A 14,834-nucleotide genomic window follows, 5' to 3' on the forward strand; every position below is an offset into this window, starting at 1 on the left:
CTAGAGGGACGAGGAACACGCAGGTGACGCGCAACGACGAGGTCAGGACCGAGCTGCCGGGTATGGATAGCGCATCCCTCGCCGTCCGCCTCGGGCCCACCGGGCGTCCGTTCCACACCTTCGCCGAGCCGAAGCCGCTCAAGCAGCACGGCCCCGCGCGCATCATCGCCCTCTGCAACCAGAAGGGCGGCGTCGGCAAGACGACGACGAGCATCAGCCTGGGCGCATCCCTGGCCGAGTACGGCCGCCGGGTGCTCGCGATCGACTTCGACCCGCAGGGCGCGCTCTCCGCCGGCCTCGGCGCCCAGACGCACGACGTCACCACCATCTACGACCTGCTGCTCTCGCGCAGCAAAGACCCGGTCGAGGCTATCCAGCACACCGGAACCCCGGGGCTCGACATCATCCCGGCGAACATCGACCTGTCGGCCGCCGAGGTGCACCTGGTCAACGAGGTCGCCCGCGAGCAGATCCTGGCGAGCGTGCTGCGCAAGGTGAGCGGCGACTATGACGTGATCCTGATCGACTGCCAGCCATCGCTCGGCATCCTCACGGTCAACGCGCTCACTGCCAGCCACGGCGTGCTCATCCCGCTCGAGTGCGAGTACTTCGCACTGCGCGGTGTCGCCCTGCTCATCGAGACGATCGACAAGGTGCGCGAGCGCCTGAACCCCGCGATCGAGCTCGACGGCATCCTGGCCACCATGTACGACTCGCGCACCCTGCACTCGCGTGAGGTGCTGGAGCGCGTCGTCGACGCGTTCGGCGACAGCGTTCTCGAGACGGTCATCTCACGCACGGTCAAGTTTCCGGATGCGTCGGTCGCGGCCACCCCGATCACCCAGTTCGCGCCCGAGCACGCAGCCGCCGAGGCTTACCGCCAGTTGGCGAGGGAACTGATCTCGCGTGGCGCCGTCGCCTAGCCAGGCTGCGAGCGGGCAGACGGCGAGCGAGCAGGCCGACACGGCGCCGGTCACGTTCCGTGTCGCGCTCGGGGACTTCGAGGGTCCGTTCGACCTGCTGCTGAGTCTGATCACGAAGCACGAGCTCGACATCACCGAGATCTCGTTGAGCCGGGTGACGGATGAGTTCATCGCCTACCTGCGCGGGCTCGATTCCGAAGACAGCCTCGATGAGGCGAGCGAGTTCCTGCTCGTCGCCGCCACCCTGCTCGACCTCAAGGTCGCCGGACTCCTTCCGCAGGGCGAGCTGGTCGACGCCGAGGATGTCGCTCTCCTGGAGGCGCGCGACCTGCTGTTCGCGCGCCTGCTGCAGTACCGCGCCTTCAAGGAGGCGTCGGCCTGGTTCCAGTCGGCCCTCGACGCCGAGTCCACCCGCCACACCCGCACGGTGCGCCTGGAAGACAAGTATCGCCAGCGCACTCCCGAGCTCGTCTGGACCCTGACGGCCGACGACTTCGCCGCGTTGGCGACCCTCGCGCTCACGCCGCGGGAGATCCCCGTCGTCGGGCTCGACCACCTGCACGCGCCGCTGGTGAGCATCCGGGAACAGGCAGCGCATGTCGTCGGGATGCTCCGCTCGGGCGAGACCCTCACCTTTCGCCAGCTCGTGGCCGGCGCCGACCAGAAGGGCGTGATCATCGCGCGCTTCCTGGCGGTGTTGGAGCTGTACCGGCACGCCGCGATCGCCTTCGAGCAGCTGGAGCCGCTCGGCGAACTGACCGTGCGCTGGACGGCCGAGCACTGGTCCCAAGAGAACCTGTCCAACCTGGGAGCCGATTATGACGGTTGAGAACGCAGAAGCAACCGAGAACGTGCAAGCGACCGAGAACGACGCGACACCCGCATTCTCCGCAGATCTGGACCTGGAGCGCGCCCTCGAGGCGATACTCATGGTCGCCGACGAGCCGATGAGCGTGGTCACCCTCGCGACCGCTGTCGGTGCGCCGGTGAAGCGCGTGAAGGCAGCGGTGGATGCGTTGGTCGCGGACTTCGACGGTCTCGGCGGCGAGGGGACCGGCAGCATCCGGCGCGGCTTCGAGCTGCGCGAGGTCGGCGGCGGCTGGCGCATCTACGTTCGCGCCGAGTACGACACCGTGGTGACCGACTACGTGCTCGCGCAGAACCCGACGAAGCTCTCGCAGGCGGCGCTCGAGACGCTCGCCGTCATCGCGTACAAGCAGCCGATCAGCCGCGGCGCGATCGCCTCCATTCGTGCAGTGAACGTCGACTCTGTTGTGCGCACCCTGCTCGGCCGGGGGCTCATCACCGAGATGTTCACCGATAGCGAGACGGGCGCGATCAACTACGGCACCACCGATCTGCTCCTCAGCCAGCTCGGCGTCAACTCGATCGACGAGCTGCCGAAGATCTCGCCGCTGCTCGCAGACGGCACCGAAGGGTTCGACGCCGATGTCCGCTAAGCAGCACTCCCCGAGACCCGAGTCCGGCAAGGCGGGGTCGCCCGACGCAGCGCCCGAGGGCGAGCGTCTCCAGAAGGTCATGGCCGCCGCGGGAGTGGCGTCGCGCCGGGTCTCCGAAGATCTCATCTCCGCCGGTCGCGTCACGGTCAACGGGACGGTCGTCACCGAGCTCGGCCGACGGATCGACCCCGAGCACGACCTGGTCGCGGTCGACGGCACCGCGGTGCAGCTGGACACGAGCCGCCGCTATGTGATGCTGAACAAGCCGGTCGGCGTCGTCAGCTCCATGCGCGACGAGCAGGGCCGGCCCGACCTGTCCGAGTTCACTGCGGGCTACGAGGAGCGTCTCTTCAACGTCGGGCGACTCGACGCCGAGACCTCGGGGCTGCTGATCCTCACGAACGACGGCGAACTCGCGCACGTGCTCGCACACCCGAGTTTCGGCGTGACGAAGACGTATATCGCCCGCGTGCGTGGCGTCGTCACGCCCCAGGCGATCGCAACGCTGACCCGCGGCGTCGTGCTCGAAGACGGACCGATCGCCGCCGACAAGGCGCGACTCCTCGAGCGCAGCTCGGCCAGCCGCGACAGCCTCGTCGAGCTGACCCTGCACTCCGGCCGCAACCGGATCGTGCGGCGGATGATGGCGGAGGTCGGGCATCCGGTGATCGAACTGGTGCGTCGGCAGTTCGGCCCGCTGCACCTGGGCACCCTTCGGGTGGGTGAAATGCGCGACCTGACTAAGGTGGAACTCGGCAATCTGCTGACCATCTCGCGCCAGAAAGACACCAAGTGAACGACAGCACCTCCCGGCTGACCGGACCCGTCCGTGTCGTCGGCGCCGGTCTGCTCGGCGCCTCCGTCGGCCTCGGGCTGCGCGCACGGGGTGTGGATGTGCTGCTCGCCGATGCTTCGCCGGCACACCTCAGCCTCGCCGCCGATTACGGCGCGGGTCGTCCCGACGACGGCTCCGCCGAACCCGCGCTGATCGTGGTGGCGGTGCCGCCGGACCTCGTGGGGTCGGTCGTGCGTGCCGAGCTCGCCGCGCATCCTGACGCCGTGGTGACGGATGTGGCCAGCGTCAAGGTCGCGCCGCTCTCCGAACTCGAGGCCTCGGGTGCCGACCTGTCCCGCTATGTGGGATCGCATCCCCTCGCCGGACGCGAACGCGGCGGACCGAGCTCCGCCCGCGCCGACCTCTTCATCGGGCGGCCGTGGGTGGTCTGCGCCCGGCCCGAGAACGACCGCGCGGTCGTCACGCTCGTCGAGTCGCTCATCCTGGACCTCGGTGCGACCCCGGTCGAGATGGAGACCGCCGAGCACGACGCCGCTGTCGCGCTCGTCTCGCACGCTCCCCAGATCGTCGCGAGCCTCATGGCCAAGCGGCTGGAGGGATCGACGGATGCGGCACTCGCGCTCGCCGGGCAGGGCGTGCGCGACGTGACCCGAATCGCCGGCAGCGAGCCGGAGCTCTGGGTGCAGATCCTCGGGGCGAACGCGCCCGCCGTGGTGGACATCCTGCGCGCCTACCGCGACGACTTGGATCGCGTGCTGGTCGCGCTCGGCGACATCGACGTGCCCGGTTCGCGCCGCGTGCTCGCCGAGGAGATCGCGGGCGGAAACGTCGGAGTCTCGCGACTGCCGGGCAAGCACGGGCAGAGCAAGCGGTACGCCTCGATCGTCGTCATGGTCGACGACAAGCCCGGAGAGCTCGCCCGCCTGCTCAACGAGCTGGGTGAGATCGACGTGAACCTGGAAGACCTGCGACTCGAGCACTCGCCGGGCGCCCAGGTCGGCCTGGCGGAGATCGCCGTGCTGCCGGAGGCGCTGCACCGCACGATCGACGACCTCAGCAGCCGAGGATGGAGAATCGCCGGATGACGGATGCGAACCAGAACCCACTAGTCGGGACGACCGTCGTGGCGGTGGACGGGCCGGCCGGCAGCGGCAAGTCCAGCGTCAGCAAGGCGAGCGCGCGCAGGCTCGGCTTCGCCTACCTCGACACCGGTGCCGCGTACCGCGCGCTCAGCTGGTTCGTGGTGCAGCGACAGCTCGACCCCACCGATTCGGCGGCCGTGATCGACGCGCTGTCTGACTTCGACTACCGCATCGGCACCGATCCCGACGGCTACCACGTGCTCGTCGGCTCGCACGACGTGACCGAGGCCATCCGGGAGCCGGGGGTGACGGCCGTAGTGAGCGCCATTGCGCGCGTTCCCGAGGTGCGCACTCACCTCACCGAGCTGTTCCGCGACATCATGCGGCACACCGAGCGGCCGGGAATCGTGGTCGAAGGTCGGGACATCACGACGGTGGTGGCGCCCGATGCCGACGTGCGCATCCTTCTCACAGCAAGCGAAGAGGCTAGAATAGCCAGGCGTTCCGCGGAACTCGTCGGCCAGACGCCCGACAATGTCGGCGAACAGCTTCACCGGCGTGACAAGGCCGACTCCCAGGTCGTGGATTTCATGAACGCCGCCGACGGTGTGACCACCGTCGATTCAACCGAACTCGACTTCGACCAGACCGTGGATGCGGTCATTGCGGTCGTGCAGCAGCAGAGAGATACGCGAGACGCCCATGTCTGACACCGTGCCCGAACAGGGCGATCTTCAGGAGCCGGAAGGCGCCGACGACCTCGTCGAGCGCCTCATCGACCTCGACGAGGAACTCGCCACCCAGCGGGCCGCCGCACTGCGTTCCGGCCTCGACGAGTACGAGCTCGACGAGGAGGACCTCGACCTCCTCGAGACCGTCACCGACGATCCGGATGCCATCACCTATCTGCCAGCACTGCCCGTGCTGGCCATTGTCGGGCGCCCGAACGTGGGCAAGTCCGCGCTGGTGAACCGCATCCTGGGCCGCCGCGAAGCCGTCGTGGAGGACACCCCCGGTGTCACCCGCGACCGCGTCTCGTACCAGGCCGAATGGAACGGGCGCCGCTTCACGCTGGTGGACACCGGCGGCTGGGAGCCCGACGCCAAGGGGATCGACGCCTCTGTCGCCGCCCAGGCCGAGGTCGCCATCGATCTGGCGGATGCCGTGCTCTTCGTGGTGGACGCCAACGTCGGCGCCACCTCGACCGACGAGCACGTCGTGCGCATGCTCCGCAAGACCAAGAAGCCCGTGTTCCTCGCCGCCAACAAGGTCGACGACGTGCGGCAGGAGCCGAACGCCTCGAGCCTGTGGTCGCTGGGCCTCGGCGAGCCGATCCCGGTCTCCGCGCTGCACGGTCGCGGCGTCGCGGACATGCTCGACAGCATCCTGAAGGTGCTTCCCGAGGTCTCGGCCGTCGCCAAGCGCGAGGTCGGCGGCCCCCGTCGCGTCGCGATCGTCGGCCGACCGAACGTGGGCAAATCGTCCCTGCTGAACAAGGCAGCGGGCGAGGAGCGAGTCGTCGTCAACGAGCTCGCCGGCACCACCCGCGACCCCGTGGACGAGCAGGTCGAGATCGCCGGAAAGGTCTGGCGTTTCGTCGACACCGCCGGCATCCGTCGTCGCGTGCACCTGCAGCAGGGCGCCGACTTCTATGCCTCGCTCCGCACATCCACCGCCCTGGAGAAGGCCGAGGTCGCCGTCGTCGTTCTCGACGTGAGCGAGCCGATCAGCGAGCAGGACGTGCGGATCATCGACCTCGTGCTCGAATCGGGCCGCGCGCTCGTGCTGGCCTTCAACAAGTGGGATCTGCTCGACGATGACCGTCGCCGCTACCTCGAGCGCGAGATCGAGCAGGACCTCGCGCACGTCTCGTGGGCGCCCCGCGTCAACATCTCGGCCCGCACCGGCCGTCACCTGGAGAAGCTCGTCCCGGCACTGGAGCTCGCGCTCGAGTCGTGGGATACGCGCATCCCGACCGGCAAGTTCAATGCGTTCCTCGCCGAGCTCACGGCCGCGCATCCGCACCCCGTCCGCGGTGGCAAGCAGCCGCGCGTGCTGTTCGGCACGCAGGCCACGAGTCGTCCGCCGACATTCGTGGTGTTCACGACCGGATTCCTCGACCCGGGCTACCGCCGGTACATCGTTCGGCGCCTGCGCGAGGTCTATGGCTTCGAGGGCACGCCGATCCAGCTCAACATGCGCGTGCGGGAGAAGCGCAAGCGCTAGCGCTCGCGCGCGAAGGTGCGGTCGAGGCTGCTACAGCTCGGCCGCGGCGTAGCGTCCGCTGACCACCGCGGCGCCGAGCGCCTGGAAGTCGACGAAGGACTGGTCGGCGTAGCTGTGCGACCAGGCGACCACCGCATCCGTGAACGATGAGCCCTGGCCGATGTAGCCGGCGATGAAGGCGCTCTCGGGGCTGCGCGCGTGCGCCCGGGCGAGGATGATGGCGCATGCCGTCGAGTAGTCGATGAACGCCTCCGCAGACAGCTCGGGGATCTCGAACGACACGTTGCGGTCCCGGAACTGCCGCACGTAGAAGCCGCGGCCTTCGACCGTCACGTAGCCGAGGAAAGGGTCGGAGACGGCCTGGAGGATGCGCTGGTTGGCCGTGACCCGGTAACCGGCGTTCGCCGCCAGGATGCCGACGTCCACGCCGCTCACCGCGCCGATGGGCACCTCGCCGAACTCGTTGACCACGGAGTCGCTCGCCTCCTTCACCTGGAGCACGAGCGGTTCGCCGAGCGGTCCCGTCAGAACGACGATGTAGCACCGCGTGCCGACGCTGCCGACCCCGACGACACGGCGGGCCATGTCCGTGATCGTGTGCTGCGAGAGGAGCAGCGAGATGTCGGGCGAGACCGTGGTGCGGTAGCTCTCGATCACATCGCTGACCCGCTCCTCGATCTGGCGGCTGACGTGGGTCATCCGAGGGGGACTCTCGACGATGTGGATCGAGCCGTCGGCGGCGACCTCGGTGATGCGCGCGATCAGACGTGCGGCCGTGCGCTTCTCGGCCGACTTCACAGCCGCCTTGACCGCGGCCTGGGTGTCCTTGCGGAACTGGCGACCGTCCTCGACGACCGCGGCACGGAAGAATCGCTCGACGGCGACCTGGCTGAGGGATTCGCGCAGCGCGTTGCGATAGGCCCTCGCGGCCCTCCTCGCGGCCCGGTTCGCAAGCTCGTCGCTGTCGCCGCGGACGCGCGCCGCGATGATGACGCTCGTGACCAGGCGTTTGACGTCCCACTCCCACGGTCCGAGCGTCGCCTCGTCGAAGTCGTTCAGGTCGAACACCATGGCGCGCTCGGGGAGGAGAAGAGTCCGAAGTTGCTGATGTGCGCATCCCCGCAGATCGCGACCTGGGCACCGGTGGTCGGTGCGCCGGCGAGGTCGGCCACCTGGAGCGCGGCCGTGCCACGGTAGAAGGCGAACGGATCCTGCAGCATCCGGGCGATCCGGAACGGGACGAGCTCCGGCACCCGCGTCGCGTGCTGCCGGTCGAGCACGCCCAGGGGGTCGCGCGCAGCATCCGGTTCGTAGAGAGCGTGGGCCGAGCGGGGGAGGCGGGCTCGTGCCGCGCGACCTTCCGCGTACCGTTCCTCGTTCGTGACGACGTGGGCGTGATCAAAGCGCAAGCGTCCGGGTGCACGGTCCATGGGCTCAGACTAGCGGCCGTCGTGTCGCGTGCGAAGTGCGGAAAATAGCGTCGAATCGGTGACGTGGCAATACGACTCGCGGGGGTCAGGATACGCACATCCCGGAGTCACCGAATGTTCGTTTTCGAGATAGTTGACGCGACCACAAAGGGGGTTTGTACCCCGGTCTGTCCTCACTAATGTGGACAAGGTAAGAGCTACCCGACTGCGCGACCCGAAAGCGCAGGGCTCTGACAAGTACAAGGACGCATACCCGACCATGAGTTCTACAAGTTCATATTCCCCTGCCCGGAAACGCCAGTGGGGCGCAGAGCGCCGCACCGAGCCGCTGCCGACCGTTCACCCCGCTCCCTCCGACCGCAAGATCACGTTCAGCCGTGTCGCCATCGTGCTCACGATGCTGTTCTGGGCGATCTACGTGGTCACCACGATCATCCGTCAGTTCCTCGACAGCGGAACGCAGAACTTCCGCTTCACGATGGAGGCCGTCGGTTACCTGGTCGTCGTCACCTTCCTCACCTTCTCGGCGCTGATGTACCTGGTGGCACGCCAGGGAGCGCTCCAGCGGTTCAAGAAGCACGTCCGGGTTCCCCGTGCGGAGCTCGACCGTCACTTCGCGACGAGCCAGCCGTCGATCACGGTGCTCGTCCCCTCGTACGCCGAGGAGCCGGAGGTCGTGCGGATGACGCTGCTCTCCGCCGCCCTGCAGGAGTACCCGTCGATGCGCGTCGTGCTGCTGCTCGACGACAACCCCAACCCGAAGGACGCGGCGGTCGCCGAGCGGCTGAACGCGACCCGCGCTCTCGCCGACGACATCAGCGGTCTGCTGGCCGAGCCCCGCACCCGGTTCACGGATGCGCTGCTCCACTTCGAGCTGAGCGCTCCCGACAGCTTCGTGGCACCCCACGAGGCACTCGAGCTCGCCGCCGAGTACGCCTGGGCCGCAGCGTGGCTCCACACCGAGGCGGATGCGCACAGCATCGACGACCACGTCGACCTGTTCTTCGCCGACCAGGTTCTCCGCGGTCTGGCGGACGAGCTCGCTCTCGTCGGGAAGGCCGTCGAGGCCGCCGTCGAGGAGGGCGTCTCGCTCAGCTCCGAGCGCATCGCGCAGCTGTACCGCCGCCTCGCGTGGACCTTCGACGCCGACCTCGCGGTCTTCGAGCGGAAGCAGTGGGCATCCCTGTCGCACGAGGCGAACAAGGCGATGAACCTGAACGCGTACATCGGTCTGATGGGCGGCACCTACCGCGTCGAGGAGACGCCGGAGGGCCCCATCCTGACCCCCGTCAGCTCGCGTCGCCCGGGCGACATCGAGATCCCCGACAGCGACTTCCTGCTCACGCTCGACGCCGACTCGATCCTGCTCCGCGAGTACTGCCTGCGACTCACGTACTTCCTGCAGCAGCCGGACAATGCCCGCGTCGCCGTCACGCAGACGCCGTACTCGTCGTTCCGTGGCGCAGGCACCCGCATCGAGCGTCTCGCCGGTGCGACCACCGACATCCAGCATGTGCTGCACCAGGGCATGAGCTACTTCGGCGCGACGTTCTGGGTCGGTGCGAACGCCGTGATCCGCAAGCGTGCGCTCGAGGACATCGTCGAGACCGAGTTCGTCGGCGGGTTCGAGGTGCGCCGCTACATCCAGGACCGCACGGTCATCGAGGACACCGAGTCGAGCATCGACCTCGGCACCCACGGCTGGACCCTCGTCAACTATCCCGAGCGCCTCAGCTACTCGGCCACTCCGCCCGACTTCGGCTCGCTCATCGTGCAGCGCCGCCGCTGGGCGAACGGCGGACTGCTGATCCTGCCGAAGCTCTGGCGTCAGATCCGCGAGCGCAAGCGTCGCGGCGAGATCGTGTCGCGCACCGAGCTGCTGCTCCGCATCAACTACATGTCGTCGATCGCCTGGGCGAGCTTCGGCCTGATCTTCCTGCTCGCGTACCCGTACGACGGTCGCCTGCTCAGCCCGATGGTGCTGCTCGCCGCCCTGCCGTACTTCCTCGCGATGGCCAGCGACCTGCGCTATGCCGGCTACAAGGGGTCGGACGTGTTCCGGATCTACGGCTTCAACCTCATCCTGCTGCCGGTGAACCTCGCCGGTGTGCTCAAGTCGATCCAGCAGTCGCTGACCGGCAAGAAGATCCCGTTCGTGCGCACCCCGAAGGTCAAGAACCGCACGGCATCGCCGCTGCTCTACGTGGTCACGCCGTTCCTCATCGTCGCGTTCTCGCTGTTCACGCTGTGGCGCGACGTGAACGCGCAGAACTGGGGCAACGCCGCGTTCGCCGCCTTCAACGCGACCCTCGCCATCTGGGCGATCGTCTCGTACATCGGCATCGGCAACGCGATCGTCGACATCTGGCTCGGCATCACCAAGCCGCTGTACGTCGACAAGGGCAAGCGGGCGAAGACCGAGGCTCTGAAGCCGGAGTCCGACGCGATCGACTGGCGTTCGGTGCTCTACCACGGCCACGCCGGCGGACACGTTCCGCGGGTCGAGCACGCCCTCGCCGGTACCGCATCCGTCACCGAGTCCGAGAAGCAGGCTGCCTGATGGCCCGGCGCAAGAAGGAGTCCGCGACTCCCGAGATCCGTGACGCCCAGGCTCCCACCGGCGGCAACGCCGAGGGTGGCCGCAAACTCTCACCGATGCGCGTGATCGGCGCCGCCCTGGTCGCTGCCGTGGTCGTGAGCGGTGGAGTCGTCGGCTTCCAGTGGTGGAGCGCCCAGGCATCCGTCGACTCGAAGCCGTGGTTCGCCTCGTACGTCGATGTGACCGCCACCCCGCGATTCGCGTTCGAGAACCTCGGCACGTCGAAGACGAAGGACGCCATGCTCTCCTTCGTCGTCTCGGACAAGGCTGAGGCGTGCACCCCGAGCTGGGGCGGCGCGTACACCCTCGACCAGGCCCGCGGATCCCTCGACCTCGACCGTCGTATCGCCCGCCTGCAACAGCAGGGCGGCACCGTCGCGGTGTCGTTCGGCGGCCTGGCGAACGACGAGCTGGCCGTGGGATGCGACGATCTAGCAGCCCTGAAATCCGCGTACTCGACCGTGGTCGACCGCTACGACGTCGGCACCATCGACCTCGACCTCGAGGGCAACGGACTGACCAACGCCGCCGCGAACGAGCGTCGCGCTACCGCCATCTCCGACCTGCAGAAGGAGCGCCGCGACGCCGGGAAGAGCCTGGCCGTTTGGCTGACGCTGCCCGTCGCCCCGAGCGGCATGACCAGCGACGCGACCGATGCGATCGCCGCCATGCTCAAGGCCAAGGTCGACATCGCCGGCGTCAACGTCATGACGATGGACTTCGGCAGCTCGAAGTCCGCCAAGCAGACGATGGCGGTCGCGGCCGAGAGCGCCGTGTCTTCCGCTCAGCGTCAGCTCGGCGTGCTCTACGACCGTGCCGGAACCCACCTCAGCGACCCGAGCCTGTGGGCGAAGATCGGCGCCACCCCGATGATCGGTCAGAACGACGTCGAGAAGGAGATCTTCTCCTCGCCGACGCGAAGACCTTCAACGCCTGGGCCGTGTCCAAGGGCGTCGGCCGCATGTCGATGTGGTCCGCGAACCGCGACAAGACCTGCGGTTCGAACTACGTCGACACCTCCGTCGTCTCGGATGCGTGCAGCGGCATCAAGCAGGGTAAGACCACCTTCGCGTCGCTGCTGGCCAAGGGCTTCGACGGTCACATCTCGCTGGGGGAGTCGGCCGTGACCACTCCCGAGCCCGTCTCGACCGCAGCGAAGGACGACCCCGCGAAGTCGCCGTACGCGATCTGGACCACGACGAACTCGTACCTGAAGGGCACCAAGGTCGTCTGGCACCACAACGTCTACGTCGCCAAGTGGTGGACGAAGAGCGACGTGCCCGACAACCCCGTGCTGAACTCGTGGGAGACCCCGTGGGAGCTCGTCGGACCGGTGCTGCCGGGCGAGACGCCCATCCCTCAGCCGACCCTACCGTCGGGGACATACCCCGACTGGGCCGGAACGTCGCAGTACGACAAGGGCGACCGCGTGCTCTTCGACGGCACTCCCTACGAGGCCAAGTGGTGGACCCAGGGCGACAGCCCCGAGGCCGCCAGTGCGAATCCCGACTCGTCCCCCTGGACCCCGTTGACCCAGGACGAGATCGACCAGCTCCTTGGTGGTGTCAGCACCACCAAGTGACGAGACAGGCGGCGGGGTGCTGCGCTACGCGCATCCCGTCGCCCCCTGGCCTGGACTCCGCTGCGGGGTGGAGTTCCGGGCGTCGCCTGCGGGCGAACGCCGTGTCGGCGGGGAGTGCGCTTTCGGGTAGTGCGCGTTACACCCCGCCGACACGTATCGGCTTGTGCGAGTCGCATCGGCTCTGCGTGAGTACTGTTGGGCCAGCAGAAAGGAGCACCGCACGTGACCCGGGTGACCATCGCCGGCCTCGCCTCGCAACTGCGGTTGTCCAAGGCCTCCGTCTCGTACGCGCTGAACGGACAGCCGGGCGTCAGCGACGAGACGCGGCGCCGCGTTCTCGAGCTGGCCGCCGAACTCGGCTGGCATGCGAGTTCCAGCGCGCGTGCGCTGTCCCGCTCGCGAACGGATGCGATCGGTATCGTTCTCCGCCGCGACCCGAGCCTGCTCGGCACCGAGCCGTTCTACATGAACCTGCTCGCCGGCGTCGAGAGCGTACTGGCCGAGACCGATAAAGCGCTGCTGCTCAGGATGGTCGGCACCTCGCCGGGCCTCGAAGTCGCGACCTACCGCCGCTGGAGCGCCGAAGGACGCGTCGACGGCGTGATGCTGTTCGACATCCGGATCGACGATCCGCGGCCTGCCCTGCTCGAGAGCCTCGGCCTGACGTTCGTGATGCACGGCGACAGAGCCGCACTCGCCCCCGGACGCGTGCTCTACTACGACGTCGAGCACGACGCAGAGCTGATCATGGACAGCCTCGCCGCCCTCGGGCACCAGCAGGTGCTGCACGTGGCGGGGCCGCTGGAGTTCGCGCACGAGAACGATCGCCGTGACGCGATCGCCACGAAGGCGCAGGAGCGCGGGATGGTGCCGCGATTCGTGACATCGGACTACTCGATGGAGAACGGCGAGCGGGCCGTGATCCAGGCGCTCGGCGAGCATCCTGAAACCACGGCCGTGATCACGTCGAGCGACCTCCTCGCGCTCGGTGCCGCCACGGCCTTCAAGCGGATCGACCGCGAAGACGTCGCGTTGATCAGCTGGGACGACTCCCTGCTGTGCAGCCTCAGCGCGCGACCGATCACTGCGCTCGCGCGGTTTCCGGAGGAGCAGGGCAAGCGCAGCACGAGGCTGCTGCTCGATCTGCTCGCCGACGTTCCGCCGTTCCAACCCGCGGCGAAGCGCAGTGAACTCGTGATCCGCGCGACGAGCGTTCCGCCTCAGCACGCTCCCGACGCCCGCCGCTGACGCCCGCCGCTGACGCCGTGCGCGTTCGGCGCTTCATTTCAAGGCCTTGACAACTGAACCGGTTAAGTTAGCATCGGTCGGGCGGCACTGTGCGCCGACACCAAGAGACGAGGGAGTCACTATGAGAAAACGCGCCATCTTTGCGGGGGCCATTGCTGCCGCGATCGCGCTCGTCGCTGCAGGATGCAGCGGTTCCGGAGGGTCGGGCGACTCGGCGAGCGGATCGACCATCACATACTGGGCCAGCAACCAGGGGACCAGCCTCGACAACGACAAGCAGGTTCTCACCCCGGTGCTGAACGATTTCACCAAGCAGACAGGCATCAAGGTCAAGCTCGAGGTCATCGGCTGGAACGACCTGCAGACCCGCATCCAGACGGCGGTCACCAGCGGACAGGGGCCGGATGTGCTCAACATCGGTAACACCTGGGCCGCATCCCTGCAGGCGACCGGCGCGTTCATGCCGTTCGACGACGCAGCCATGAAGTCGATCGGCGGCAGCGACAAGTTCGTCAAGACGGCGCTCGAGACCGGCGGTGTCGCAGGCAAAGACGTGACGAGCGTTCCGCTCTACGGTCTCGCATACGGCCTGTACTACAACAAGGCCATGTTCACCGCCGCCGGTGTTCAGCCGCCGACCACGTGGGAGGAACTGGTCACCGACGCCAAGGCCCTCACGAACGGCAGCCAGTACGGCTTCTCGCTCGCCGCCGGCAGCTACACCGAGAATGCGCACTTCGCGTTCATCAACGCCGCCCAGAACGGTGCGGAGTTCTTCGACTCGAAGGGCAACCCGACGTTCACCACCTCGGGCGCGGTCGACGGCATCAAGCGCTACCTCGACCTGATGCAGACCGACAAGGTCGTCAACACCTCGAACGCCCAGTACGACAACGGCGTTCAGGCGGTGAACGACTTCGCCACCGGCAAGGTCGCGATGATCCTGAGCCAGAACAACGCCGACTCGTCGATCAACGCCAACGGCATGAAGACCGACGCGTACGGTGTCGTCCCGTTCCCGGCGCCCAAGGGCGGCGAGGCTGTCGCCAGCCACGTGGCCGGCATCAACCTGTCGATCATGAAGAACACCAAGAACAAGGATGCGGCGCTGAAGTTCGTCAAGTACATGACGAGCGCTGACACCCAGACCACCCTGGGCAAGCCGTACGCCACCCTCCCGGTGCTGAACGGTGCGAAGGCCAACTTCACCGACAACGCCGAAGAAGCGGCCACCTTCCAGAAGATCTACAACACGATGTCGAAGCCGCTGCCGCTGGTGCCGGCCGAAGACCAGTTCGAGAACACCGTCGGCAAGGCGATGAACGACATGTTCGCCAAGATCGCCACCGGCGGCACCGTCTCGGACAGTGACATCAAGTCCGCGCTGCAGAACGCGCAGGACCAGGTCAAGCAGTCCATGGGCGGCTAACGAGCCATCCCCACCGGAGGCGGCCCGCTGTGCCGCTCGCCAGCCGCACCGCAGGCCGC

General features: G+C 67.8%; 12 protein-coding genes and 1 pseudogene. 12 read left to right on the plus strand and 1 reads right to left on the minus strand.

All coding sequences use genetic code 11. The features are described from left to right. Nucleotides 1-23: 23 nt before the first annotated feature. The 7 genes from ACQ86A_RS07105 to der all read left to right on the plus strand — a co-directional run bounded on the left by ACQ86A_RS07105 (nucleotide 24) and on the right by der (nucleotide 6,487). Nucleotides 24-923: a ParA family protein gene (locus ACQ86A_RS07105; RefSeq protein WP_431279857.1), complete on the plus strand. Its 900-nt coding sequence runs from the start codon at nucleotides 24-26 to the stop codon at nucleotides 921-923. Next, a complete protein-coding gene (locus ACQ86A_RS07110) occupies nucleotides 907-1,752 on the plus strand; it encodes a segregation and condensation protein A (protein WP_431279858.1) in 846 nt (281 codons plus the stop codon). The genes ACQ86A_RS07105 and ACQ86A_RS07110 overlap by 17 nt, the downstream gene beginning before the upstream one ends. Next, on the plus strand, nucleotides 1,742-2,383 hold the full coding sequence (gene scpB, locus ACQ86A_RS07115; RefSeq protein WP_431279859.1) for an SMC-Scp complex subunit ScpB: 642 nt from the start codon (nucleotides 1,742-1,744) through the stop codon (nucleotides 2,381-2,383). Before ACQ86A_RS07110 ends, scpB begins: the two co-directional genes overlap by 11 nt. 79 nt (nucleotides 2,384-2,462) lie before the next feature. Further along, nucleotides 2,463-3,179, plus strand: a complete 717-nt coding sequence (locus tag ACQ86A_RS07120) for a pseudouridine synthase (protein WP_431280398.1) — start codon at nucleotides 2,463-2,465, stop codon at nucleotides 3,177-3,179. Beyond that, nucleotides 3,176-4,264 (plus strand): prephenate dehydrogenase, encoded by a 1,089-nt coding sequence (locus ACQ86A_RS07125; RefSeq protein ID WP_431279860.1) that lies wholly within the window; start codon nucleotides 3,176-3,178, stop codon nucleotides 4,262-4,264. The genes ACQ86A_RS07120 and ACQ86A_RS07125 overlap by 4 nt, the downstream gene beginning before the upstream one ends. Beyond that, nucleotides 4,261-4,971 (plus strand): (d)CMP kinase, encoded by a 711-nt coding sequence (cmk, locus tag ACQ86A_RS07130; protein ID WP_431279861.1) that lies wholly within the window; start codon nucleotides 4,261-4,263, stop codon nucleotides 4,969-4,971. The genes ACQ86A_RS07125 and cmk overlap by 4 nt, the downstream gene beginning before the upstream one ends. Further along, nucleotides 4,964-6,487 (plus strand): ribosome biogenesis GTPase Der, encoded by a 1,524-nt coding sequence (gene der, locus ACQ86A_RS07135; RefSeq protein ID WP_431279862.1) that lies wholly within the window; start codon nucleotides 4,964-4,966, stop codon nucleotides 6,485-6,487. The genes cmk and der overlap by 8 nt, the downstream gene beginning before the upstream one ends. Before the next feature lie 30 nt (nucleotides 6,488-6,517). Here the strand turns inward: der and ACQ86A_RS07140 are convergent. Further along, nucleotides 6,518-7,917, minus strand: a pseudogene (locus tag ACQ86A_RS07140) (DUF2252 domain-containing protein). Nucleotides 7,918-8,098: 181 nt separating this feature from the next. Between ACQ86A_RS07140 and ACQ86A_RS07145 the strand changes: the two are divergent. From ACQ86A_RS07145 to ACQ86A_RS07165, 5 genes are all read left to right on the plus strand, one after another. After that, nucleotides 8,099-10,477 carry a glycosyltransferase family 2 protein gene (locus tag ACQ86A_RS07145; RefSeq protein WP_431279863.1) on the plus strand — a complete coding sequence of 793 codons (2,379 nt, stop codon included), beginning with the start codon at nucleotides 8,099-8,101 and terminating at the stop codon, nucleotides 10,475-10,477. Then, nucleotides 10,477-11,643, plus strand: coding sequence for a chitinase (locus tag ACQ86A_RS07150; RefSeq protein WP_431279864.1), 1,167 nt, complete (start codon nucleotides 10,477-10,479; stop codon nucleotides 11,641-11,643). Before ACQ86A_RS07145 ends, ACQ86A_RS07150 begins: the two co-directional genes overlap by 1 nt. Further along, nucleotides 11,640-12,098 carry a carbohydrate-binding protein gene (locus tag ACQ86A_RS07155; RefSeq protein ID WP_431279865.1) on the plus strand — a complete coding sequence of 153 codons (459 nt, stop codon included), beginning with the start codon at nucleotides 11,640-11,642 and terminating at the stop codon, nucleotides 12,096-12,098. Before ACQ86A_RS07150 ends, ACQ86A_RS07155 begins: the two co-directional genes overlap by 4 nt. A 222-nt stretch (nucleotides 12,099-12,320) precedes the next feature. Beyond that, the gene (locus tag ACQ86A_RS07160; RefSeq protein ID WP_431279866.1) at nucleotides 12,321-13,346 is read left to right on the plus strand and encodes a LacI family DNA-binding transcriptional regulator; all 1,026 of its coding nucleotides are present in this window, start codon (nucleotides 12,321-12,323) and stop codon (nucleotides 13,344-13,346) included. 121 nt (nucleotides 13,347-13,467) lie between these two features. Then, entirely contained in the window at nucleotides 13,468-14,775 is a 1,308-nt protein-coding gene (locus tag ACQ86A_RS07165; protein WP_431279867.1) for an ABC transporter substrate-binding protein, read from the plus strand. Nucleotides 14,776-14,834: the final 59 nt, after the last annotated feature.

This window comes from Leifsonia poae (assembly GCF_050632195.1).
Taxonomy (GTDB): Bacteria; Actinomycetota; Actinomycetes; order Actinomycetales; family Microbacteriaceae; genus Leifsonia; species Leifsonia poae_C.